Annotated in this window: 26 protein-coding genes and 2 tRNA genes; 11 read left to right on the top strand and 17 right to left on the bottom strand. The window is 66.3% G+C overall.

Translation table 11 applies throughout. The annotated features are described in order from the left end of the window. Positions 1–170: 170 nt before the first annotated feature. Together LR394_RS39880 and LR394_RS39885 are read left to right on the top strand one after the other, a co-directional pair. On the top strand, positions 171–1,331 hold the full coding sequence (locus LR394_RS39880) for a DUF3566 domain-containing protein (RefSeq protein WP_231449924.1): 1,161 nt from the start codon (positions 171–173) through the stop codon (positions 1,329–1,331). A gap of 90 nt (positions 1,332–1,421) precedes the next feature. After that, positions 1,422–1,495 (top strand) — tRNA-Ile (locus LR394_RS39885). Between the two features lie 131 nt (positions 1,496–1,626). Here the strand turns inward: LR394_RS39885 and LR394_RS39890 are convergent. Next, entirely contained in the window at positions 1,627–2,466 is an 840-nt protein-coding gene (locus LR394_RS39890; protein WP_231449925.1) for a helix-turn-helix transcriptional regulator, read from the bottom strand. 127 nt (positions 2,467–2,593) lie between these two features. Here LR394_RS39890 and LR394_RS39895 point away from each other — a divergent pair, with 127 nt between their 5' ends. Continuing rightward, complete coding sequence (locus LR394_RS39895) at positions 2,594–3,580, top strand: aldo/keto reductase (protein ID WP_231449926.1); 987 nt, start codon at positions 2,594–2,596, stop codon at positions 3,578–3,580. On the opposite strand, the gene LR394_RS39900 is transcribed toward LR394_RS39895, so the two are convergent. From LR394_RS39900 to LR394_RS39910, 3 genes are all read right to left on the bottom strand, one after another. Next, complete coding sequence (locus tag LR394_RS39900) at positions 3,577–3,894, bottom strand: hypothetical protein (RefSeq protein WP_231449927.1); 318 nt, start codon at positions 3,892–3,894, stop codon at positions 3,577–3,579. The two genes, LR394_RS39895 and LR394_RS39900, sit on opposite strands and share 4 nt — an antisense overlap. 169 nt (positions 3,895–4,063) lie before the next feature. Then, complete coding sequence (locus LR394_RS39905; RefSeq protein ID WP_231449928.1) at positions 4,064–4,432, bottom strand: VOC family protein; 369 nt, start codon at positions 4,430–4,432, stop codon at positions 4,064–4,066. Between the two features lie 24 nt (positions 4,433–4,456). Beyond that, a complete protein-coding gene (locus LR394_RS39910; RefSeq protein ID WP_231449929.1) occupies positions 4,457–5,656 on the bottom strand; it encodes a M20 metallopeptidase family protein in 1,200 nt (399 codons plus the stop codon). A gap of 158 nt (positions 5,657–5,814) precedes the next feature. Here LR394_RS39910 and LR394_RS39915 point away from each other — a divergent pair, with 158 nt between their 5' ends. Next, a complete protein-coding gene (locus LR394_RS39915) occupies positions 5,815–7,581 on the top strand; it encodes a S8 family peptidase (RefSeq protein ID WP_231449930.1) in 1,767 nt (588 codons plus the stop codon). Between the two features lie 6 nt (positions 7,582–7,587). On the opposite strand, the gene LR394_RS39920 is transcribed toward LR394_RS39915, so the two are convergent. Next, positions 7,588–8,658: a spore photoproduct lyase family protein gene (locus LR394_RS39920; RefSeq protein WP_231449931.1), complete on the bottom strand. Its 1,071-nt coding sequence runs from the start codon at positions 8,656–8,658 to the stop codon at positions 7,588–7,590. Between the two features lie 115 nt (positions 8,659–8,773). On the opposite strand from LR394_RS39920, the gene LR394_RS39925 reads away from it, so the two are divergent. The 3 genes from LR394_RS39925 to LR394_RS39935 all read left to right on the top strand — a co-directional run bounded on the left by LR394_RS39925 (position 8,774) and on the right by LR394_RS39935 (position 12,332). Then, positions 8,774–9,886: an aminoglycoside phosphotransferase/kinase family protein gene (locus LR394_RS39925; RefSeq protein WP_231449932.1), complete on the top strand. Its 1,113-nt coding sequence runs from the start codon at positions 8,774–8,776 to the stop codon at positions 9,884–9,886. 200 nt (positions 9,887–10,086) lie between these two features. Continuing rightward, on the top strand, positions 10,087–10,941 hold the full coding sequence (locus LR394_RS39930; protein WP_231449933.1) for an IS5 family transposase: 855 nt from the start codon (positions 10,087–10,089) through the stop codon (positions 10,939–10,941). Positions 10,942–11,798: 857 nt separating this feature from the next. Next, entirely contained in the window at positions 11,799–12,332 is a 534-nt protein-coding gene (locus tag LR394_RS39935) for a DUF6036 family nucleotidyltransferase (protein WP_231449934.1), read from the top strand. A gap of 45 nt (positions 12,333–12,377) precedes the next feature. Here LR394_RS39935 and LR394_RS39940 read toward each other — a convergent pair whose 3' ends face one another. The 4 genes from LR394_RS39940 to LR394_RS39955 all read right to left on the bottom strand — a co-directional run bounded on the left by LR394_RS39940 (position 12,378) and on the right by LR394_RS39955 (position 13,860). Continuing rightward, complete coding sequence (locus tag LR394_RS39940) at positions 12,378–12,542, bottom strand: hypothetical protein (RefSeq protein ID WP_231449935.1); 165 nt, start codon at positions 12,540–12,542, stop codon at positions 12,378–12,380. Between the two features lie 130 nt (positions 12,543–12,672). Further along, on the bottom strand, positions 12,673–13,458 hold the full coding sequence (locus LR394_RS39945) for a hypothetical protein (protein ID WP_231449936.1): 786 nt from the start codon (positions 13,456–13,458) through the stop codon (positions 12,673–12,675). 166 nt (positions 13,459–13,624) lie between these two features. Continuing rightward, a tRNA-Ala gene (locus LR394_RS39950) sits at positions 13,625–13,700 on the bottom strand. Between the two features lie 46 nt (positions 13,701–13,746). After that, positions 13,747–13,860, bottom strand: a complete 114-nt coding sequence (locus tag LR394_RS39955) for a DLW-39 family protein (protein WP_231449937.1) — start codon at positions 13,858–13,860, stop codon at positions 13,747–13,749. Between the two features lie 326 nt (positions 13,861–14,186). Between LR394_RS39955 and LR394_RS39960 the strand changes: the two genes are divergently transcribed. Then, on the top strand, positions 14,187–14,648 hold the full coding sequence (locus tag LR394_RS39960) for a response regulator (RefSeq protein ID WP_231449938.1): 462 nt from the start codon (positions 14,187–14,189) through the stop codon (positions 14,646–14,648). Between the two features lie 13 nt (positions 14,649–14,661). Here LR394_RS39960 and LR394_RS39965 read toward each other — a convergent pair whose 3' ends face one another. Both LR394_RS39965 and LR394_RS39970 read right to left on the bottom strand, forming a co-directional pair. Continuing rightward, positions 14,662–14,910 carry a DUF3817 domain-containing protein gene (locus LR394_RS39965; RefSeq protein ID WP_231449939.1) on the bottom strand — a complete coding sequence of 83 codons (249 nt, stop codon included), beginning with the start codon at positions 14,908–14,910 and terminating at the stop codon, positions 14,662–14,664. A 1-nt stretch (position 14,911) separates the two neighbouring features. After that, positions 14,912–15,385: a hypothetical protein gene (locus LR394_RS39970; RefSeq protein WP_231449940.1), complete on the bottom strand. Its 474-nt coding sequence runs from the start codon at positions 15,383–15,385 to the stop codon at positions 14,912–14,914. A 78-nt stretch (positions 15,386–15,463) separates the two neighbouring features. On the opposite strand from LR394_RS39970, the gene LR394_RS39975 reads away from it, so the two are divergent. Next, positions 15,464–15,886 carry a MarR family winged helix-turn-helix transcriptional regulator gene (locus LR394_RS39975; protein ID WP_231449941.1) on the top strand — a complete coding sequence of 141 codons (423 nt, stop codon included), beginning with the start codon at positions 15,464–15,466 and terminating at the stop codon, positions 15,884–15,886. Positions 15,887–15,976: 90 nt separating this feature from the next. Here LR394_RS39975 and LR394_RS39980 read toward each other — a convergent pair whose 3' ends face one another. After that, positions 15,977–16,537: a TetR/AcrR family transcriptional regulator gene (locus tag LR394_RS39980; protein WP_231449942.1), complete on the bottom strand. Its 561-nt coding sequence runs from the start codon at positions 16,535–16,537 to the stop codon at positions 15,977–15,979. Between the two features lie 5 nt (positions 16,538–16,542). Next, positions 16,543–16,863, bottom strand: a complete 321-nt coding sequence (locus tag LR394_RS39985; RefSeq protein WP_231449943.1) for a DMT family transporter — start codon at positions 16,861–16,863, stop codon at positions 16,543–16,545. A gap of 147 nt (positions 16,864–17,010) precedes the next feature. Here LR394_RS39985 and LR394_RS39990 point away from each other — a divergent pair, with 147 nt between their 5' ends. Further along, positions 17,011–17,259, top strand: coding sequence for a hypothetical protein (locus LR394_RS39990; protein WP_231449944.1), 249 nt, complete (start codon positions 17,011–17,013; stop codon positions 17,257–17,259). Here the strand turns inward: LR394_RS39990 and glgX are convergent. After that, entirely contained in the window at positions 17,207–19,414 is a 2,208-nt protein-coding gene (gene glgX / locus LR394_RS39995) for a glycogen debranching protein GlgX (protein WP_231449945.1), read from the bottom strand. The genes LR394_RS39990 and glgX overlap by 53 nt on opposite strands. A gap of 167 nt (positions 19,415–19,581) precedes the next feature. On the opposite strand from glgX, the gene LR394_RS40000 reads away from it, so the two are divergent. After that, positions 19,582–20,331 (top strand): MerR family transcriptional regulator, encoded by a 750-nt coding sequence (locus LR394_RS40000; RefSeq protein WP_231449946.1) that lies wholly within the window; start codon positions 19,582–19,584, stop codon positions 20,329–20,331. Positions 20,332–20,392: 61 nt separating this feature from the next. Here the strand turns inward: LR394_RS40000 and LR394_RS40005 are convergent, their stop codons facing one another. The 3 genes from LR394_RS40005 to LR394_RS40015 form a co-directional block, all read right to left on the bottom strand. Next, positions 20,393–21,250 carry a CPBP family intramembrane glutamic endopeptidase gene (locus tag LR394_RS40005; protein ID WP_231449947.1) on the bottom strand — a complete coding sequence of 286 codons (858 nt, stop codon included), beginning with the start codon at positions 21,248–21,250 and terminating at the stop codon, positions 20,393–20,395. Positions 21,251–21,440: 190 nt separating this feature from the next. After that, entirely contained in the window at positions 21,441–22,106 is a 666-nt protein-coding gene (locus tag LR394_RS40010) for a response regulator (protein WP_231449948.1), read from the bottom strand. Positions 22,107–22,188: 82 nt separating this feature from the next. Then, positions 22,189–22,344, bottom strand: coding sequence for a hypothetical protein (locus LR394_RS40015; RefSeq protein WP_231449949.1), 156 nt, complete (start codon positions 22,342–22,344; stop codon positions 22,189–22,191). Between the last annotated feature and the right edge of the window lie 698 nt (positions 22,345–23,042).

Genomic DNA, 23,042 nt, shown 5'->3' on the forward strand with positions numbered 1-23,042 from the left:
GTTGTTCACGCCCACGTTCGGCTAGTGAACGAGCAGCCGATCATGAATCTGACCGAATTCTGACGGCGGGTACCGCCGGCTGCTGAACGTGGAGGTGAGACGTGAGTCCGGAGAAGGAAGACCGACCGGCGGGCACGTCAGCACCGAAAACGGGTGGGGGAGCATCTCCGATGACGACCGATGCATCGCCTAGCGTCTCCGGCGGGGGCGGCAACAAGCCCTCGTCCTCCGGAGGTCCGGCGAAGGGACGACCGGCCGGCAACGGCGGTCCCGCGCGTCCGGGCAACAACGCTCCCTCCGGCTCGGCTCCGGCCGGCCCGCCTGCTCGCCCCGCGGCGAACGGTGGAGCCCCGGCCCGCCCCGGCCAGGCTCCGGCCCAGCCCCCGCGCAACAACCAGCCCGGCAGCAAGCCGGCCGGTAACGGCGCCCCGGCCCGCCCGGCGGCTGCTTCCTCGGGTGCCAACGCCCCCGCGGTGAAGCGCACCCCCGGTGCTCCGTCCGGCCCCGGCGCTCGCCCCTCCAGCAGCGGCGACGCCACCCGCCCGGTGCCCCCGGGCAGCAAGCCGGCCGCCAAGCCCAGCAGCAGCCCGGCCGAGTCGGCCGCCGCCCGCGCAGTGGCCAACGGTGGCAGCAACGCCCGCTCCAACGTCCCCAACCGCCCGGGCACCAGCAACAACGGTCAGGGCAGCCAGGGCGACAGCACCAAGAAGGCAGCAGCCGCCGCTCCGGCCGGCCTGCGCCCCCAGGCAGCTCCTGCCGGTTCCCCGGCGCCCTCCGCGGCCCGCCCCACCGGCAACAGCCCGCGCCCGTCCTCCGCGCCCCGCCCGATGACGCAGCCGCGTCCCTCCGGTGGCGAGAACTGGTCCGAGCAGGGCAGCCCCAACGGCCGTCCCGAGCAGGGCGGCGGCGGTGGCAGCTACCAGACCGCCACCGACGAGCGCGCTGGCGCCGAGGCCGACGCCCCCCGGGTGGCGCGCCTCACACTGGCCAGCATCGACGTCTGGTCGGCCCTGAAGATCTCGTTCCTGCTCTCTGTCGCCTCGGCGATCGCCCTGGTGATCGCCGTCTCGGTGCTCTGGCTCGTGCTCAGCGCGATGGGCGTGTTCGACTCGCTCAACGAGATGCTGAACACACTCGGCCTGGACCAGTCCGGCGAGAGCAGCTTCGACATCTACAACTACGTGGGCTTCACCAAGGTCCTGTCGATCAGCATCGTGCTCGGTGCGGTCAACGCGCTCATCATGACCGCGCTGTCCACCGTGGGCGTGCTGCTCTACAACCTCAGCTCCGGTCTGGTCGGCGGCGTGCGGGTCACGCTCTCCGACGACTGAGAACCCGCCGCTGGACCCGGTTTGGGATGACCGGGTCCAGTGCGGTAATCTCTACGAGCGGTCGTCACCACGGGTGGCGGTTTAGCTCCCGGGCCTATAGCTCAGTCGGTTAGAGCGCTTCCCTGATAAGGAAGAGGTCAGTGGTTCAAGTCCACTTAGGCCCACCGGAAAAGCCCCAGCTCAGACACACCGTCTGGCTGGGGCTTCTTGGTTTGGCCCTAGAGCTGGCCCTACAAAAGCCCTAGTTTTTCGGTGACCACCAGGCTGCCCGGGCCTCGGCTGAAACTGTAGGAGGTCAGGACCGGGCGAACTCCTGCAGGCCGAGAACTCGCAGCAGGTCCAGCCGGTCGCGGGTCTCCTCGTCGGCAGGGGTGAGCACGAGCAGTTTCTGGGCGTGGTCCGGTTGCTCGAGGGTTTCGCAGTCCATCACCAGGTCGCCCACGCGAGCGTGCATGATCGTCTTACGGTCGGCTCGTCGCACCGCTACTTCGTGCTCGACCCACAGCCGGGCGAATTCTGGGCTTCGGGCTTGGAGCAGCTTGATCAGGCCGGTCACCTCGGGGTCGGACGAGCGCCGGCCGGCCACCACGCGCAGGTCGGCCACCAGTTCGCGGGATCGGTGGTTGCGGTCGGCCGGGGGATGTGTGGCCCGGGTGTCGGGGTCGGTGAACCAGCGGAAGCAGAGGTAACGCCGATTGCCGGTCTGATCGGTGTGTTCGCCCATCAGCAGGACCGACGCATGATTCTGGGCCAGCACTTCGCCAAGGTCGGACAGCACCAGCGCCGGAGTGTCGCCAAGGAGGTCCAGCATGCGCAGCAGTCCGGCCCGGGGTTGCTTGGAGACGCCGGTCGAGGGTGCGGGCTGGTGGCCGGCCAGGTGGAAGAGGTGGTCGCGCTCGTCGTCGGTCAGGCGCAGGGCTCGAGCCAGGGCGGTGAGCAACTGGGTGGAGGGTTGACTGCTGCGGGCCTGTTCGAGGCGCACCACGTAGTCCACCGACATACCGGCGAGCATGGCCACCTCCTCGCGGCGCAGGCCGGAGATACGTCGGCGCGGTCCGTCGGCCAGGCCCACCTCAGCAGGCCGGATGGCTTCGCGACGGCGGCGGAGGAAATCGGCCAACTGCTCACGCTGCATGCTCTCCATCCTGCGCCTGACCTGCTTGGTTTGCCAGGGAGCGGCTCTCCCACGATGAGTGCTCCTCTCCCCTCCGGGCCGTCGCGGGGCCAGAGTTTTGGCTAACCCCAAGATGAGGAGCAGAGGGATGCAGACACGCAGCCTGGGTAAGAACGTGGTCTCCGAGCTCGGACTCGGCGCGATGGGGATGTCCGGTGCTTACGGTGAGGCCGATCGCGCCGAGAGCATTGCGACGGTGCACGCCGCCTTGGACGCCGGGGTAACGCTGATCGACACCGGGGACTTCTACGGGGCTGGGCACAACGAGATGCTCCTGGCCGAAGCCCTGAAAGGCCGTCCGCGCGACAGCTACCAGCTGAGCGTGAAGTTCGGAATGCTGCTTACCCCCAACGGTTATGCGGGGCACGACGCTCGGCCAGAGGCGGTCAAGAACTTCGTCACCTACTCGCTGGCTCGGCTAGGTACGGACTACATCGACGTCTACCGTCCCGGCCGGCTCGACCCCGCAGTTCCGGTGGAGGAGACGGTGGGCGCGATCAAAGAGCTCGTGGAGGCGGGGTACGTGCGCCACCTGGGGCTTTCGGAGGTGAACGCAGAGACGATTCGCCGGGCTCACGCCGTCCATCCGGTCTCTGACCTGCAGATCGAGTACTCGCTGATCTCGCGGGCGGTGGAGACCGAGGTGCTGCCGACACTGTGCGAACTGGGCATCGGGATGACCGCGTACGGCGTGCTCAGCCGAGGCCTGATCTCCGGGCATTGGGCCGCTGACCAGCAGAAACCCGGAGACGCCCGGCCCCTGATGCAGCCCCGGTTCGCGGCCGGGAACGTCGAGCACAACCTGACGCTGGTCGAGGCGCTGCGCGAGGTGGCCGAGGCCAAGGGCTGCACGGTTGCCCAGTTGGCGATCGCCTGGGTGGCCGCTCAGGGCGAGAACATCGTGCCGCTGGTCGGCGCTCGCACCCGCACGCGGCTGGCCGAGGCGCTGCCCGCGGCCGAACTGGAACTGACGGCCGACGACCTGGCCACGATCGAAAAGGCGGTACCGAAGGGCTCGGCGAAGGGTGACCGGTACCCGGCTCAGTTCATGTCCGCCTTGGGAGTCGGCAACTAACGCTGGCGAAGATCCCAGCGGGTACCGGTTTTCCGCCGGGCAAGGAACTCGGCGAGGGACACGTCCGGCACCTTGCGCCAGGTCTTTGAACGGCGGGTGACCAGGCGGATCTCCACGACCTCGGCCTGTTCCGGATCGCGGGCCGGGGCCAGCAGCACGGCTCCGGCCCGACGGTTAGCTCGGTTGACCAGGCGTTTGCGCAGCCGCACGGCCCGACGGGACCGGTTGCTCTCGCCGTAGACGTTGCGGCCGTCGCGGGCCAGACTCAGCGCCTTCTTCTGCTGCGGAGTCTGGCTGCGCTCGCGCTTGGGCACGAGTCGATTGTTCAAGAACCGGGCGGTTTCTGCAGCAATTTTTGTCCGGCAACCACTGATGAGGGACGGTGTGGGCGCCCGGTTTGCCCAGGTTCCCCAACGCTTTGGTGCGGTTTCGCGCCTGGGCGCCCACACCGTCTTACATTTGGTTTTACCCGCATGATCGAGCTCAGACGTTCTGGTAGAAGCGCAGCGCGTTGCCGTCGTGATCGAGGGCGGTGAACTCGAGGGTGCCCCAATCGGTGCGGTGCAGCGGCCCGTTCGGATGCCGGATTCCCGCCTGCTCGCAGCGTTCGTGCAGGTCAGCCGCATCATCAACGCGGATGCTGCACGAGGCGCGGCCGGCCAGATGCGGCTCACCGCCGGGCACGTCCGGCTGATTCGCCGCCCAGAGATGCAGTTCCACCTGGTCGCCGATCAGGATCGCCATGCCGGTTTCCTGGTAGCGACATTGGAAAGGCAGCTTGGACGTGTAGAACTGCACCGCCGCGGCGATGTCCAGGACGGGCAGGGAGGGGACCGCGCTGAGCATGGTCATGTCACCCACGGTAGCGCCGTCGCATCAGAAAGCAGACGAGACGGCGCCCAGATAGCCCGCGAGCAATGCGAGGGCCACCTCCTGCACCACGTGATCGCCGGGCAGGAACGCCGGATCATGCAGCATCGGCCCGCTCATCTCAGGATTGCCCGCCGGAGAACCGGTTCCGACGAACTGCATCAGGATCGGCAGCTGAACACCGTAGTTGGCGAAGTCGTCGGAGCCGCAGGAGGCGAAAGATGCCGCCGGAAAACCGAAATCGTCCAGCCAGGCTCGCGTGCCGAACGCCAGGCGCTGATCGTTGACCAAGGCCGGACTGCCCCGCCGGATCTCGTACTTCGCGGTGCAGCCGTGTGCTTCGGCGATGCTGGTGACCGTGCGGGCCAGGCGTTCGTGCAGCAGCGTGCGGTCGCTCGCCTGCATCACCCGGACCGTTCCGGCGCCGGTGGCCGTTCCTGGAATGACGTTCGTGGCGGCTGACCCCTGCAACTGCGTGATCGAGACGACGGCCGCATGCAGCGGATTCACCGTGGAACGGGCGGCTTCCTGCAGAGCGAGCACGATCCGGCACAGCACCGGCACCGGATCGACGGCCAGATGCGGGTACGCGCCGTGCCCGCCCTTGCCGGATACGACAATGTCGATCTCGTCCACCGAGGCGTTCACCGGGCCACCCTCACTGGCCACCTGACCTGCGGGAACCTGCGGTTGGACGTGTGCGGCGACGAGCGCTCGCAGTTCGTGGTCGATCAGGTGGTTGCCGGCCACGATGTCGCCCGCGCCGGTGGCCCCGGTCTCCTCGCGGGGTTGCAGGACACCGAGGAGTCCCAGCGGAAGGTCCAGTTCACGAGCAGAATTGAGGACGGCGAAGAGCGCGGCCAGGTGGACGTCGTGCCCGCAGGCGTGCATCGCCGGGCGGGTCGAGGCGTAAGGAGCGCCGCTGATCTCGGTGATCGGCAAGGCATCCAGCTCCGCGCGTAGCCCGATCGAGGGGCCGGGCGGACCGAAGCGGACAAGTCGGCCGGTGTCCGCGACCACCTCGGCGGGCGGGTTGCCCAGTGCGCGCAGGAAACGTTGCGAAGTCGGCTCCTCCAGACCGGAAATGTCCGGCTCGGCGTGAATCTCACGCCTCAGTGCGATAGCTGCCGGTAGAGACGCCTCGAGCTCGGCCCGCCACCGCCCGGCCAGATCGTCCCCAACCCCTTGATCACTCTTTGCGTCCATTGTTGCCATCACTCCGTGATACAAGCGGATACGCACTGCCTCAACCGCAGAGGGCACAGCCCGTCCCAGGCAGACAAACCCGATCGGCCGCTGATCATCGATCAGGACGCTCCGTAATCTTGGGTAGCAGAACGTCAATCCAGGGATGGGACTTCATCGTGGGCGAACGGCACCTCAAGCTTGACCTGCCCACCAAGCTGATCATCACGGCCGTCGGGGCCGGGATCGTGCTCACATCGCTGCCGGGTAGTGCTGAGCAGAGTGATGCCTCGGCCGATCCCACCTACAAAGCCCAGGTCGTGGGGGTGGACGACGCCGACGCCATCCCTGATCAGTACATCGTGGTGCTCAAGGCGCCGGCCACCGGCGAGGACAACGCCGCCCTGGAGAACGCGGTCGACCGCGCGGAGGACCACGGCGCGGATGTCACGCAGGAGTACGGCGAGGCGATCAACGGCTACGCCGCCACGATGAACGATGCCGAACTGGCCAAGGTCCGTACCGATCCCAACGTCGCCTACATCGCGGCCGACACGGTGGTCACCACCAGCGATACCCGCTCGGTGACTTCCTGGGGGCAGGACCGGATCGATCAGCGCTCGGGCCTGAACGGCAAGCTCAGCACCGCCACCGACGGCAGCGGCGTTACGGCCTACGTCATCGACACCGGAGTTCGGGCCACCCACACCGACCTGGCCGGCCGGGTGAGCTCGGGCTACACGGCCATCACCGACGGCAACGGGACGGACGACTCCACCTGCGCCAGCGTGAGCAGGGGAACCGGGCACGGAACGCATGTGGCCGGCACGATCGGGGGCACCAGGTACGGGGTCGCGCCTGGGGTGGACATCGTCTCGGTCCGGGTTCTGGGCTGCGACGGCAGCGGTACGTCGTCCGGAGTGCTCGCCGGGGTCAACTGGGTCACCGCGAACGCGGTCAAGCCGGCGGTGGCGAACCTGAGTCTGGGCGGCGAGGCCAATCAGCCGCTGGACAATGCCGTTTCCGCCTCGATCGCGTCCGGCATCACGTACGGCGTTGCCGCCGGCAACGACGCGGTCGATGCCTGCAACGTCTCCCCGGCCCGCGTACCCCAAGCCCTGACCGTCGCTGCGTCCACCAATGCGGACGTCAGCGCATCGTTCACGAACTACGGCTCTTGCGTGGACCTTTACGCACCGGGCCAAGCGATCACCTCCGACTGGTACACCAGCGACACCGACACAAACGTGCTCAGCGGAACGTCGATGGCCACACCGCATGTGGTGGGCGCCGCCGCGCTCTACCTCGATGCCAACCCTGGCGCTTCCCCGGCCACGGTTGCCTCCTACCTACTCAGCCGGGCTACCCCCAACGCGATCAGCAATACCCCCAGTGGCACCCCGAACAAGCTCCTCTACACCGGCTCTGACATCCCGACGACGTCTACCCCCACTCCTACCCCGACCACAACGACGGCCGCGCCTACCCCGGCGCCGACCACCACGTCCCCAAGCCCTACTCCGACGACCACAGCGCCAACCGTCGCCCCCACCACCCAGCCGACCACTACGGCCCCCAGCGAGCCCGCGGCGCCGACCACCCCCGTCCCCAGTTCCTCAACTCCTGCCGCATCCAAGCCCTCGACCCAGACGGTCAAGACCACCAGGGGCAAGCTGAGCCTGAAGACCAAGGTCGTGACGGTGACCAGCTACACCAGCAAGAGATCAGGTCGGCAGCGCGGCAGCCTTACCGGTCCGCGGGGTACCAACTTCGACCTCGCTCTGCAGAAGTGGAACGGCCGGCGCTGGGTGGAAGTGGCCGGCGGGAGCAAGGCCGGATCCACCGAAAGCGTGAGCTATAACGGCAAATCCGGCAAGTACCGCTGGCAGGTGGAGCGGATCAAGGGCAAGGGCAGCTACGCCCTTAAGGTCACCCGCCCCATCTGACCGTGCTCAGAACGCGTAGCGCACGCTCAGCCAGGGCGTGCGCTTCGCGATCAGATCCAGCAGGCGCTGCTTCCAGACCGCTTTCCAGGCCGCCCGGTAACGAACGTTGCGCATCCCGTTCTGTGACACCTTGAACTCCTGAATGTCCGGACGCCACAACAGGTTCTCGGCCTGCGGGTGCCAGCCCAGGTTCACCTCGTGCAGCCCCTGGTTGTGCGTCAGGAAAATGATCTCGGCCGCGGCCTGGGCCTTCGCCGCCGGAGAGAGAACGTCGTTCAGGTGGGTGAGCAGTTCGTCCCAGTCGGCCAGCCAGTCCTCATGCACCACGACCGGCGACAGATTCAGGTGCACCTCGTACCCGGCCGCCAGGAAATCATCCACCGCGGCCACTCTTTCGGTGACCGAGGACGTCCGTATGTCGAGCAGTTTCGCGGTTCTCTCGGGCATCACCGAAAAACGGACGCGGGTGCGCCCCTGGGGTTCATAGGCCAGCAGGTCGCGGTTGACGAACTTGGTTGCGAACGAGGCCTTGGCGGTCGGCAGATCCCGGAACGCCGCGACCAGATCGGCCACATTGTCGCTGACCAGGGCGTCCACCGAGGCGTCGCTGTTCTCGCCCAGGTCGTAGACCCAGGCCTGCGGGTCGCACTGGTTGGGCTCGGTCTTCGGTCCCTGCCGGGCCACGTGCCGCTGCAGGTAGCCGATCATCTGCTCGACGTTCGCGTACACCGTGATCGGGTTTGCATACCCCTTGTGCCTCGGCACATAACAGTAGGCACAGGCCATGGCGCAGCCGTTCGACGCCGACGCCGCGATCCAGTCCGCCGAACGCCCGTTCACTCGGGCGGTCAGCGTCTTGCGTACGCCCAGGGCAAGCACCTCGGTCTTGGTCCGCACCCAGCGCTGCACGTTCTCCTCGGTGTTGTGCACCGCGTCGATCCGGTTCGCCGAGGCCACCTCGATCACCTCGGCCTCAGGCCAGCGCGCAACGATCTGCCGACCGCGCTCCAGTTCAAGGGCGGCGGGTTCGGCGTAGATGGTGCGGACGTCGAGGAGCACGGTGAGATGGTCTCGCACGCAGTTACCTATGGCACGTCGGTTCTTGCCTTGAGTGGCCAGGTCAGTGACGCGGGTGCGCTCCTCGGGCACCATGATCAGTCGTAAGGTTTCCTTACTATCTGGGAGGGGTCAGATGCTGGGATCCCACGAGGCAACGATGCAATGGTCAGTGCCCGGCCTGCTCGGCGGTGCGGCCCTGGCCGAGGTGCTGGGGCATCCGGTCGACGAGAACGCCACCGGTTTGGAGGTCGTCCCGTACGAATTCGGCTCACCAGCCACCGGTTGCCTGCTCCGAGCCCGCGGCCGGCGTCCCGACGGCCACGAATGGACGGCCTTCGTCAAGGTGCTGCAGCATGTCCGGCACTGGCCGATGCTGCAGTTCATGCCGCCGCACCTGGCCGCCGACTTCGTCGAAATCTTTCCCTGGCGCGAAGAACTCACGCTCTGGGACACGCAGACCACGTCACATCTGCCGCCCGGCCTGCGACCGCCGCACCTGTACCGAATAGTCGAGCTAGGGGACGATCGGGTCGCCGTTTGGTGCGAGGACGTCGACTTCGAGGACGATCCCTGGAACGACGGTCGGTTCGCCCGAGCTGCTGACCTGCTCGGCCAGTTCGGGGCGCGGCGGTGTCACCCGGATGTCACCTCGCCCTACCCGCCCGACTTCGCGATGCAGAAGTGGGTCCAGAGCCTGCCGATTCGAGCCCTGGGCCCGCTGCAGGACGACACCGTCTGGGGTCATCCGCTGCTGGCCGACCACGCCGACCTACGGGCCGAACTGCTTGCCGCCGCGCCGTTGATCCCGCAGGTCATGGCCCGGTTCGCCACCCTGCGCCACGGCCTGCCGCACGGTGATGCCAGCCCGCAGAACCTGCTCGTTCCCCGCGACGGCTCGGCTGACTTCGTGGTCATCGACCTGAGCTTTCAAACCCCGGCTCCGCTCGGGACCGACCTCAGCCAGCTCGTGGTCGGCCTTGCCCACGCAGGCCAGCTTCCGGTCGAACGCCTTCCCTCCGTCGAAGCCGCTGTCCTGTCCGGCTACCGCGCTGGCCTGGCTGGTACCGACCTCCCGCCCGGCGACGACGACATTGAGTACGCCTACGCCGGAAATCTGCTGCTGCGCAGCGGCTTCACCGCTATCCCGTACGAACGTCTGGCCGATCCCGAGGCTGGTCCGCTGATCCGAGAACGCATCGCGCTCACCCGCTTCATCCTTGGTAGCGCTCGCGCTCATCTTTCCTGAACAGCCTTATCGGATAGGGAGGCGGGTAGCCGATGTGATCAAGGGGCGGCCAGGGACAGGGCGGCTCGGAAGCTTAGAGCGTCCGGCAATAGGTGCACGTGACGCATAGCGCCTGGTAGCGGGCGTGTCAGTGATATGAGGCAGGCACGGGCTCTGGTGATCATGGAGTTCTCTACGCTCAGTGATCGCCAAGGATGCCCGTGCCTGTTGTCCCATCATGCCTGCTCGAACCGATCTGGGTCGAGTTCGAGGCCGCCATCGGCCCCGACCGTCAGGGGTACGACCCTGAGCATCCACTGGGCTGCCATCGCCGGGCCATCAGCTCCAGAGTCGTCTTCGAACATCTCGTGGACGCCCTGGTCCACGGATCCGGATACGAGCGGATCGCCAGCACCGCGTGCTCGGACTCCACCATCCGACGCCGGCTGAAAAAGTGGGCCGAAGCCGTTGTGGCACAGCATGTTCATGCCATGGCCCTGGCCGCCTACGATCTCATCATCGGGCTGGAACTTCAGGACCTGTCCGTGGACGGCTGCATGACCAAGGCCCCCTGTGGCGGCGAGAAAGCCGGCCCCTCTCCGGTCGACCGCCGCAGAGGCGGCCTGAAACGATCGATCGCCACCGAAGCCCGGGGCATCCCGGTCGGCATCGTCTCTGCTGGCGCGAAGCGCCACGATTCCCCGCTCCTGGAACCCACACTCACCGCTGCCCAGCACCAGAGCGGGCTCCTGCCCGATCAGGTCACCCTTCACCTCGATGCCGGCTACGACAGCCAGAAAACCAGAGATCTCCTGGCATGCCGTGGATTTGATGGCGAGATCTCCCGCAGAGGCATTCCGGCACCCATCCAGGCCGGCCGGCGATGGGTTGTCGAGCGCACCCATTCCTGGATGAACGGATACGGGAAACTCCGCCGCTGCACCGACAAGAACAGTGCCGTCGTGGACTTCTACCTCTACCTCGCGGCCGCCTTCGTCACCGTCCGTCAGCTCATCCAGCAGGCCCGCAAACGCTACCGATGGGACACCCGACCCACCACCCGCCGCCTCAGATGATCACCTACTGACGGAGCCTCTTAGTCACTCAGCACCGAAAAGAGGCCGTTCCCGGTGATCCGGAAACGGCCTCTGACCTGCGGTGGAGACGATGGGACTCGAACCCACAACCCCCTGCTTGCAAAGACATAGTTCGCCCGCCGGGAGGTTGGCGCCAGTAGGGGCCCACCTGCTCGGCAAATGGTGCTTCTAACAGGCAAAGGACCGCTTCTTCAGGTACCGGACCGGGCTCGAGGTTGGGCCCACCCAACTGGCCGCGAGTGGCCTGGAGAGTCCCTGGTTCACCTGGGCTACTGGCCCGGTACTGGCCCGGTACTGGCCCGGCACGACTACCTTGACTTGGTCCGGTAGACCGCAGCCAGCCCGACCGCTGAGGTTCCAGGACAGCAGACCCCCGGGTTCGGTGCCGGCGGATATCCTGTACGGAGCCAATGGCGTAGGAGGTGAAGCATCGTGGTCGGTATGGACGCGGCTGAGGCGGCCAGCCTTGCAGACGAGATGCTCTCGCAGGGCGAGTCGCTCCAGGCTGTCTGGCGGTACAGCATCATCCAGCTCCTGGACGACTACAGCCATGATGTGGGCCGCAACGGGGCAGAGGCAGCCTCGCGACGGTTCGACCAGGAACCAGCCCCGACGCGGTCCACTGAAGTAGATGCTGCTCTGGCTGCTTTGGCCGAGTATCTCGCACGGCGGGACGGCTGGTCCTTGCCTGCCTGGGCCCGCAAACCGGGGCGTTACTCGTCGAAGTGGTGGTTTGTCACTCCGCTGCGGGGGATGCATCCGACGGCGCTTCAGGAGTCGCCTGCGTCGTTCCGGACAAGAGGAGTCTTCATCACCAGTGGCGCTCTGAGTCGGGCATGATCCACGGTCCCCTGACAGCTCAAGACATCCACCGGCTCTTTGCCGAGTTGGCCGCCGAACTTGACGCCGTCGGCCAGAGAGCCGAGATCTTCCTGGTGGGCGGTGCCGCGATAGCCCTCTGCTTCGACGGTCGCCGTTCCACCCGAGATCTCGACGCCGTGTTCGCTCCGACGGACTCCGTGCGGAAGGCTGCGGCTACGGTCGCTGACCGGGAGGGCCTCGATCCGGATTGGCTGAACGACGCAGTCAAAGGATTCCTCCCAGGAACTGACCAGAACGCCATCCGTTACTTTGAGGCGCCCGGCCTCCTGGTCGATGTCGCCTCCGCCGAATACCTGCTCGCCATGAAACTTTTCTCCTCCCGCGTTGAAACGGACGCAGAGGATATAGCGCTGCTGTATCGCGAGGTCGGGTACACCACAGTAGAGGAAGGGCTCACGCTGGTCGAGCGGAGCTATCCCGGCCGCCTCGTGGCTGCAAAGGTGCAATTTCTGCTTGAGGAAATCGTTCAGTCCCTAGGTGAAAACTAGGTCGGACTCCAGGGCTCCGGCGTGAAGTGGTTGTGTCGGGTTTGATCACTGGATGAGTCGGTGGAGGTAAAGGGCATCGATCGGGCGGGTGTGGTCGCGACGGCCTTCGGAGATGTAGAGGTAGCCGGCGTCCTTGATCGCGTTGATGACCGCGCTGCGCGGGGTGGCCAGGTTTGCTCCGATGCAGGTGACCATGGGTGAGGGCGGCACCGAAAAGGCCGCTCTCGAAGACCTTCGCGAGGCCCTGACCAGGCTGATCGAGGAGCTCGGTATTCCTCGGGAGTTGTCCATCGCCGTTGCGCCCAAGCGCCTCGACTTCTCCTGGTTCAGGCCTAGCGTCTCAGAGCTTTCCAAATCCCCGTAGCCAATTGACGCTGGCCTCCCACCCTCCCGAATCCCCAGGCCAGATCGCCGCGATTTCTTGGCTGTGAAGCAACGCCAGCAGGTCCGCCGACGGTGCCTCGGGGACCAGAACAGCACGCCGCGAGGTCTTCACGAACCTCGTGTAGTCGATCAACTGGCCAATTGCTTCGCGAATGGATTCTCTCGACGACGATGCCTTGCTTTCCACCAAAAGCTGGTGCGCAGGAATCCAGACATCCGTGAGCAAGGGCCGGTGCGAACTGTCATAGGTGATCTGCCATCGATGAAAAGCAATGCCCTGACTCAACAAATACCGACAGAACGCATTCTCCAGGACGGCTTCGGGGCGCAGCCGGTCCACTTCGTCGGCGAGCTCCGGATCTTCCCAGCGGATGAGCTCATGACGCTCGACGGGCACAACTCGGGCCTCTCCACCGGGTAGGGAGTCAAAGATTTCCCAAGGTCGATGCACGACGTTCAGGACCGGGGTCAGCTTGAAAACTGGGATTGTAACGAGTTCGCCTCCCGGGTAGTAGCGAGGGACAGTCAACTCGAAGACGTTCGCTAGGACGAAGGGCTCGATGTACCGCTGGGCGGCGCTGTTCCGGAGGTTCTCGAGGAGATGTAGGGTGCGCCCCTGATCCAGCGAGTCCAGGACTGCCTCGTTCATTTTCTCCCGGGTCGACCCGGTGTAGAGGTAACTACCGTCCGACTGCCAGCCAAAGCCATCGTTAAGGTGGGAGTGGGCACTGTAGAGGGCCATGTGCTGGCTACGCCGAGAATGGCTGATGCCAGAGTGAATCGAAAAACCGTAGATCTGACTCAGGCCCCTGCGAGTAGCAAACTCTCCGGGCCGCAACGCCCATCGATCTGAGAACATCATGGCCGCGAAAACCAAGGGTTCTGCCGTCCCGATACGGCCGTTCTTGTGGTGGAGACGATGGGACTCGAACCCACAACCCCCTGCTTGCAAAGCAGGTGCGCTACCAATTGCGCCACGTCCCCGTGTTCCGCAAGCGAGCACTGGGCACGCCGCGGGACGGGAGGAGGATCAGACCTTGTCGGTTGCCGAGGCCCAGGGCTGGGTGGGCTTCGTGGCTCCGACCTTGCGCCAGACCGCAACGCCGGCGACGGACGCGATCGCGACCATCAGCAGCTTCTTCATCAGGGTTCCTCCCCGTCCGTGAGGGCGACAGCTGTGCCGCCCCTTGAGCAGGACGAGATTATCATCGCCGCCGCTTGCCCGGCGTCGCACCTGCCCGGGCTTGGGGGCGAGGAGCGGGGGTGCGAGCTGGGCCAAGTGCGACACAGCAGGTCAGAAGCGTGAATAGGGGTCAGGCAAGATCTGGTACCGGCATTGCCGGGCCGGGTCGGATCGGCTGTGCGCGGGCTAGGATCGTAGGCAGAACGAGTTACAGCCCCCGAGGCGCGAGCTTTACAGCAGACGAAGTAGTTCCTCGGCCGCTCTGACGCAACATCGAGGGGTTTCACATGCTCGCAGCACCAACCCGCGCCATGGCCGTACTGCTGGTGGACGACGATCCGGGCGATGTCCTGATGATCGAGGAGGCGCTGGAGACGATCGGGGCTCCGCGCAACGTCTACGTGGTCAACGACGGCGAAGAGGCGGTGGCGTTCCTGCGCCGGACCGGGGTGCACGAGGATGCGCCGCGCCCCGACGTGATCCTGCTGGACCTGAACATGCCGCGGATGGACGGCCGACAGGTGCTGGCGGAGATCAAGAACGATCCTGAGCTGCGCAGCATCCCGATCGTGGTGCTGACCACGTCGCAGGCGCCGTCGGACATCCTGAGCAGCTACTCGCTGCACGCCAACGCGTACGTCACCAAGCCGATGAACCTGGACGGGCTGACCGAGGTGGTGCGGCGAATCGACCACTTCTACGCCAAGATTGCCGCTTTGCCCGGCCGTCGCCGCACCTTCGAGGATTAATCCACAAGACTTTTCACACCTGGGGATTACTGCGCAGCGAGCACAGCACCAGCAGCGCGCCGAATCCGGGAATGATTGAGATCGCCCGGATTCGCGTCGTTTTGGTCAGCGTCCAGGTCAGGACGATGGCGATCAGGTAGGCGCAGCCGTGGATCGGGCCGAGGGCTGAGGCCAGGGCGGGTACGTGCACCGTGGCCAGGTTGAGCAGCAGGACGATCAGCGAGAGGGCTTCCACGGCGGCCGCGGTCTGTAGTGCGCGCACGTCACACCCCCGTCGATGAGCCGGGGCGCACGATCATCAGGACCACGATGATCGCCCAGACCAGGCCGAACAGGCCGGTGACCATGCCGAGCCGGGGCAGCAGGGCGGGTACCGAATCCGTGCCGCCGGGAGTTTGCAGCAGCTCCATGATCCGGCGCTGGGCGGGTACCACGGCCCAGGCCAGGAGGGCTGCGCCGACCAGGGTGAGGGCCATCGAGACCCAGATCCAGTAGTCCCCGAGTACACCCATGGCCGAGGCGGTGCCGATGCCAAACACCGGTACCGCCACGCCGGCGACTGCGTAGCCGGTGCTGATCCGGTGCAGGGCCTGGAGCACGGAGTACGGACCGGTGTGGTCCTGACCAGCAGCGACGGCCTCGCGGGCGTAGCGGGGGAAGAGGCTGGCGGCGGCGGTGAGCGGCCCGATCAGGATGATCGCCAGCACGACGTGAACAGACAGCAGGACGGCCTTCATGGGGCCAGGTTACAGTCAGACTTAAACTGGGTCGCAAGGCCCGGGACAAAGTCGGAAGCCAGCTGCCAGGATGAGCCGGTGACCCGACCGCCCCAGCCCAGCCCCGGATTCCTGCTGATGAACATCGGCCGGACCATCCGGACCGAGGTCGAGGCGGGGCTCAAGGTCGAGGGCACCTCGCTGCGGCATCTGTCTGCACTGGGGCATCTCAACCGCGAACCGGGCCTGTCCTACAGCGAACTCGGCCGTCGTGCGGGGGTCACGGCGCAGAGCATGCAGGCCACGCTGCGCCAGCTCGAAGACCTGGGCGCGGTCGAGCGGCGAACCCTCCCCGGACGTGGTCGCACCGCCGAGCTGGCCGTGACCGAGATCGGAACCGGCATGATGACAACCGGTTTCAGGGTGATCAGCGAGGTCGAAGCGAAGATCCTCGAACCTTTGGACGAAGAACAGCGCCGGGCCCTGACCGCGCTCCTGCTGCCGGTGATGGCCCGCTCCTGAGTCACTGCCGAGGTCGGGCAGCTACCACCCGAGCGCCCGAACCGTCGCGTGCGAACGTCTCAAATTGAAACCGAGGCGAGCACAACGTCCTTAATCAGAGACCCAAAGCCGTTCGATCGCGAGCCGCAGATCTTCGGCCTCGGGAGCCTCGCCCGTGACCGTGGCCTGCAGGAACACCCCGTCGACGAGGGTGGCGAGGGCGAAACCAGTGCTCTTGTCGGTGAGCTGGGTGAGTAGATCGCGCAACCCCAGGAGCCAATGCGTGGCCAGGGAGCGCAACTCCGGCGTGTGACCGGCCGCCAGGTAGAGCTCGCACTCCAGACGCGCCCGGGGCTGGTCGGCCAAGTACCCCAGAACTAATTGCGTAAGGACGCTTGCGGGCCCCGACTGCCGGGGCTCGCCTTGGGCGCCCCGGAGTTTTGCTGCCCACTCCACCAGATCTGCGTCCCATGCTTCGGCAGCCTGTTCCAGCGCGGCGGAGATGAGGTCGTGCAGCGTAGGGAAGTAGTAAGTGGTGGCGCCGAGCGGAACACCGGCCCGGGCAGCGATCGCCCGGTGCGTAGTGCGCGCGACGCCTACCTCGGCGACGACTTCGACGGTGGCCGCGAGCAGAGCGCGGCGCCGGCCTTCGGGGTCCCGGGAGTTCGTCACCCGCCTCAGTGAACCCCAGCCACGTTGAGGATCACCACTCCACCGATGATCATTGCGGCTCCGGCGATCTTCGCCAGGGTCAGCGGCTCACCCATGAATGTGGCTCCGATCAGCATGATTGCCGCGATCCCCATACCCGACCAGGTGGCGTAGACAACGCCGACGGGCAGGTGCTCGACGATCCGCGACAACAGGATGAACGCCGACGCGTACGCCCCCAGGCAGAACAGTGTCGGCGTCAGGCGCGAGAAACCCTGGGTGGAAGGGAGCAGGCTGGTGCCCAGAACCTCGAGCGCGATCGCGGCGCCGAGCATGATGTAAGCCATCGGAGACTCCTGTACGTCTGTACTAGTACGTCTGTACAAGTTCTCCGGTGCGCAAGTTTGTTCCTCGCCGGTAGGGATTCCTTCGAACGGCTCAAAACAGATGGACGTATCGGGCACCTGGGTGCCCGGGCCGACGTTGAGCATGGGGTGAACGGGAACAAGGGCAACTACCAGATCTGGCTGGCGGTCGGAGCGATCCTGCTGTTCATCGGGATTCCCCAGCTGGGGACGGGTAGCACCATGGGCCTGATCACCGGCCTGGTCTTCATCGCCGGCTCGGCCGGCGGCTTCTGGCAGGCGTTCGCCGAGAAGCGCCGGGCCGAGGCCGAGGAGCAGGCCGAACTCAGCCGGCGGGCCGCAACTGAAGCACCGCCAGAGCCCGACCGTCCACAGTGAGTGGTTTGCCCGCCTCCACCAGCGGGCCGGGCTCGATCGTCACCATCGGTACCGAGATCGTCGTACCCTGCACCGCAACCGCGGGCGCGGCGATCGGCACCCGGCCGGCCTCGGTGCTCAGCACCAGTTCCCAGCAGGCGCCGAAACCTTCTGGCGGGAGCACGAAGTCGATCGGCTGGTCATGGGCGTTGTAGCAGACCAGGAACGAGTCGTCGACGACGCGCTCGCCCCGGGTGCTGAGGTCGGTGATGCCGTGCCCGTTCAGGTACACCAGCACCGAGCGCCCGAACCCGGAACCCCAGTCCTGGTCGGTCATCTCGGAGCCGTCGGGCCGGAACCAGGCGATGTCCGGCTGAGCGTCCGAGCCCTGGGCGCGCACCGGTAGGCCGCTGAAGAACCGGCGCCGGCGGAACACCGGGTGGTGCAGTCGCAGGGCCGCGGCCGCGCGGGTGAACTCCAGCAGGCCCTGGTCCACGTCATCCCAGTGCACCCACGACAATTCGCTGTCCTGGCAGTAGACGTTGTTGTTGCCCTGCTGGGTGCGGCCCAGTTCGTCGCCGTGCGCGATCATCGGAACACCTTGTGACAACAGCAGAGTGGCGATGAAATTGCGCTGCTGCCGAGCCCGGGTCTCCAGCACCCCGGCGTCGTCGGTCGGGCCCTCGGCACCGCAGTTCCACGACCGGTTGTGGCTCTCCCCGTCGCGGTTCTCCTCGCCGTTGGCCTCGTTGTGCTTCTCGTTGTACGAGACCAGGTCACGCAGCGTGAAGCCGTCGTGCGCGGTGACGAAGTTGACCGACGCCACCGGGCGCCGGGCCGAGTGCTCGTACAGGTCGGCGGAACCGGCGATCCGCGAGGCGAACTCACCCAGGCTGGCCGGCTCGCCCCGCCAGAAGTCCCGCACGGTGTCGCGGTACTTGCCGTTCCACTCGGTCCACTGAGGCGGGAAGTTACCGACCTGATATCCCCCAGGACCGACGTCCCAAGGTTCGGCGATCAGTTTCACCTGGCTGACCGTGGGATCCTGCTGCACCAGTTCGAAGAAGCTGGAAAGCCGGTCGACGTCGTAGAACTCGCGGGCCAGAGTGGAGGCCAGGTCGAAGCGGAAGCCGTCGACGTGCATCTCGGTCACCCAGTAGCGCAGCGAGTCCATGATCAGCTGCAGCGAGTGCGGGTGCCGGACGTTCAGCGTGTTCCCGGTGCCGGTGTAGTCCATGTAGTAGCGCGGGTCGTCGTCCATGACCCGGTAGTAGGCGCGGTTGTCGATCCCGCGCATGGACAGCGTGGGGCCCAGGTGATTGCCCTCCGCGGTGTGGTTGTAGACGACGTCGAGAATCACCTCGATGCCGGCCTCGTGCAACGCGCGCACCATGGCCTTGAACTCCTGCACCTGACCGCCGGGGATGGTGGTGGAGGAGTACTTGGTGTCCGGCGCGAAGAAGCCGATGGTGTTGTACCCCCAGTAGTTCGACAGACCCTTGTCGACCAGCGTGGAGTCGTTGGCGAAGTGGTGCACCGGCATCAGTTCCAGCGCGGTCACGCCCAGCGCAGTGAGGTGCTCGATGATCGCCGGGTGCGCGATGCCGGAGTAGGTACCGCGCATTGCCTCCGGGACGGCCGGGTGAGTCTGGGTAAGGCCTTTGACGTGCGCCTCGTAGATCACCGTGTCCGCGTACTCGTGGCGCGGCGGCCGGTCCACTCCCCAGTCGAAGTAGGGGTTGATCACCACGGACTTGGGCATGTGCTCGGCCGAGTCCTGGTCGTTACGGCCCTCGGGATCGCCGAACGGGTAGCCGAACATCGACTCGTCCCAGTCGAACTTGCCGTCGATCGCCTTGGCGTACGGGTCGAGCAGCAGCTTGTTCGGGTTGCAGCGGTGGCCCTGCGCCGGGTCCCAGGGCCCGTAAACCCGGTAGCCGTAGCGCTGACCAGGCTGAATACCGGGCAGGAAGACGTGCCAGATGAACGCGTCGACCTCGGGCAGTTCCACCCGGGTCTCGTTACCGGCCTCGTCGAACAGGCAGAGCTCGATCTTCTCGGCCACCTCGCTGAAGATCGCGAAGTTGGTGCCGTAGCCGTCGTAGCTGGCTCCCAGCGGGTAGGCCTTGCCGGGCCAGACGCCGAGGGCAGTCGGGGTGGAGGCTGGATCCGTCACAGTGACTCCCTGAAATGCACAAGGCGGGTCTCAGCCGAAGCGCTGAACCATGATCTTCACCCGATTTGGTCACCTTTGCATGTTGAAGAGTCAACGGACTTGGTGACTTGACGTTGACGCAGCGTCAACTCCTACCGTGGTTCTCGTAGCCACGACGGGAGCATGCGATGGAGTGGTCCATCCAGGAGATCGCCCGCCTGACCGGAACGACCAGTCGCACTCTGCGGCACTACGGCGAGGTGGGGTTGCTCGAGCCCAGCCGGACCGGGCCCAACGGGCAGCGTTTCTACGACCAGGAGGCGCTGGTCCGGCTGCAGCGGATTCTGCTGCTGCGCCAGTTCGGGCTCGGGCTGCCGGTGATCGCCGAGGTGCTGGGCGGTGAGAAGGATGCCGTGGCGGCCTTGCGCGGGCATCTGGAAATGCTTGAGCGGGAACGAGTTCGGATCGATCGGCAGGCCGAGTCGATCCGGACGACGATTCGCAAGATCGAGGGAGGGGAGCCGTTGATGGCCGAGGAGATTCTGGACGGGTTCGACCACACGCAGTACGAGCAGGAGGTTACCGAGCGCTGGGGTAAGGACGCCTACCAGCAGGGGGACCGCTGGTGGCGCTCGCTCAGCGACGCCGACAAGGCTGCGTTCAAGCAGCAAGGCCTCGACGTGGCCCGGGATTTCGGGGTAGCGCGGGAAGCCGGAGAGCCTGCGGACGGGGCGGTGGCTCAGGACATTGCCCGCCGGCAGGTCGAGTGGCTGTCGCTGTCGAGCGAGGCCAGCCGCGAGTACGTGATCGGGCTGGGGGAGATGTACGTAGCCGACCAGCGCTTCGGCCGTTACTACGCCCCTGAGGGTGCGGATCCGACCCCGTACGCGGAATACGTCCGGGACGCTCTGAAGGTGTACGCCGAGCAGAACTTGTAGACGCGTCGAAGTGGCATTCCGGTCTCCGGTTCAGGGAGGTCGGAATGCCACTGCTTGGGGGTCAGACCTTCACGAGCGCGCGGGCTTCGCTGCCGGACAGGCGCTTCATCCGACGGACGAAGTACACGGTCAGGACGCTGCAGACCAGTACGGCGAACAAACTGGCCTCGGGGCCGAACTCGCCCCCCGAGATCAGAACCGGTCCGTTGGCCAGCGTGCTGTCCAGGATGCCGCCGCCGCTGGCGTCCGATCCGGAGACCGGGGCGCCAAAAATTCCGGCCTGGGCGAAGTTCCAGCCGAAGTGCAGACCGATCGGCAGCCATAGCGAACGGGTCACGGCGTACGCGGCACCCAGCATCAGCCCACCCTGGATGGCGATCGCCACCGCGCCCCACAGCGAGGCGTTGGGGTTGATCAGGTGCAGGAAGCCGAACAGCACGGCCGAGATGATCAGGGCGCGAACGGTTCCGGTGAGCTGCTCGAGCAGGCGGAACATGATTCCGCGGAACACCACTTCCTCGATCGTGGCCACGGTGGTCATCAGGCCCGCGGTCGCCAGCGTCGCCCAGAACGAGCCCCAGCCCAGGGACTCGTAGCCACCGAACGTCGCGATCAGCAGCATCACCGCCGTGAAGATGCCGACCCCGATCAGGCCGCCGCGCACCAGAGCACTGCGGCGGTTTGCCGGATCAAGCTCCGTGGCCGGACGGCTTTCCACCTTGCCGATCACCCAGCGGTACAGCCGGATCACCACCACCGCCCCCAGCACACCGAGCAACAGCACGATCACCGCCAGGAACGGCGACGTGGTCTCGGCCAGGGCCGACAGCGGCGCTGCCACCGCGGCATTCAGCGCCAGAAACGCGATCATCAGGACGATCAGGCGGACCGGAGTGCTGTTCTGCAGGCGGGCGAGCATCGCGTTCTCCTCGTTCTTGTGGTGGGTTCGCGACCGGTTCCGGCCACACAAGAACGCTAGAAAACGGACGTCTCCACCCGCGTCCCGCACGAGAGCGCAGTTCGGGTAGCTCACCTGGGGGATGCGCTGGGTTTGTTGCTTGAGGACGTTTGCCCGCGGACTTTGGTTGTCGGCCCTACTCGGCCCTGACTTACTTGGTCTCGCTGACCAGCCCGTTCCGATGCGCGAAGACCACTGCCTGCACCCGGTCCCGCAGATCCAGCTTGGCCAGGATGCGCGAGACGTGCGTCTTCACCGTCTCCCGGCTGACCACCATGGCGTCGGCGATCTCCGGGTTGGACATGCCCTCCGCCACCAACTGCAGCACCTCGACCTCACGCGGGGTCAGGGCCTTGATCGCGTTGTCGGCTGGTGAGGACGGCCGCACCCGCTCCCCGAACCGCCCCAACAGACGCCGCGTGATGGCCGGAGCCAGCAACGCCTCGCCCGCCGCAATCACCCTGATCCCGTTCAGCAGATCGGCCGGCGGCGCATCCTTCAGCAAGAACCCACTGGCTCCCGCCCGCAGCGCCTCGTACACGTACTCGTCCAGCTCGAACGTGGTCACGACCAGCACCTTCACCGGGTTCTCGACCCCCGGCCCGGCGATCTTACGGGTGGCCGAAATGCCGTCCAGCATCGGCATTCGCACATCCATCACCACGACGTCCGGCCGCAGGTCGCGGGTCATGTTCACCGCGCTGCGCCCGTCGCCCGCCTCGCCCACCACGTCCATGTCCGGCTGGGCCGACAAGATCGTGGCGTAGCCCGTCCGGACCAGTTCCTGGTCGTCCGCCACCAGCACCCGCAAGGTCACAAGGACCGAGGTTAGCCAGTGCTGGGACGCATGGGACCAGGGCGTGGTCTCCGGCCGTCGCTTTCTCCGGCCGTCGCTTTGTCTAGCCGTCGCTGCGCAGCTTCGCCGCCAGCCAGTCCCGAGGCTCCACCCCGAGCTTGCCGACCACCTTGTCCATGCCCAGCCAGGCGATCTGCCCCGCGGCGATGGCCCCGCTCACCAGGATGCCGGTGTAGACGATCTCTTCCAGCGCGCTCACGGTTCTCCCTGCGTCTCGGCATGCGTATTCGGCTGCGGTGGGATAAGGCGCAACGGACGATACGCGATGAACAACCCGGGCCGCCGCATCGTCAGCCTGTGAAAAAGCGCCCGGGTATTTGATCTTCGGGCGTTCTTGGCTGCGGGTGAGCGGTGTTTTTCCAGGTGGGAGGGCGGCTGGTCGGGCATTGATCAAGGCCTGTCGCATTTCCCTCAGCTGAGCTTGATAGCTCGGTAATGCCGGTCCTCTCAACCTTTTGATCGAAAGCCTCGGTCGGATCGCGTCAACTGCCGGTCCGGAACCGTTCAGAACCGCGCCATCGGCTGCACTAATGGCTTGAGCTGCCGCAACGAGTGGGTGCCGCGGAGGTTGGTTACCTGATGGACCCTTGCAAATGCCCACCCCATTCTGGGCGGTGCTCGACTCGTTCTGCGGCAGAGCCGTGCGGCGCTCGCTCTTGAGGGCCTCGGGGGTGATGGCTTGCGTTGTGTGCATCTGGGGCATCGGTGACCACGTGTACACCCGCGGCGAAGTGCAGGCCTCCTTTGGCCGACCCAACAGCGAGATCGGGAAGACAAAGCGACGCTATGGCGTCTCTTGTCTTCCCGACGTCGGCGGCGATACCTGGACCGGCGAACGCCCGGTCCAGGTGAGGTGGCCAGGTGAGGTGGCCAGGTGAGGTGGCCAGGTGAGGTGGC

This window comes from Kineosporia babensis, from assembly GCF_021129305.1.
GTDB lineage: Bacteria > Actinomycetota > Actinomycetes > Actinomycetales > Kineosporiaceae > Kineosporia > Kineosporia babensis.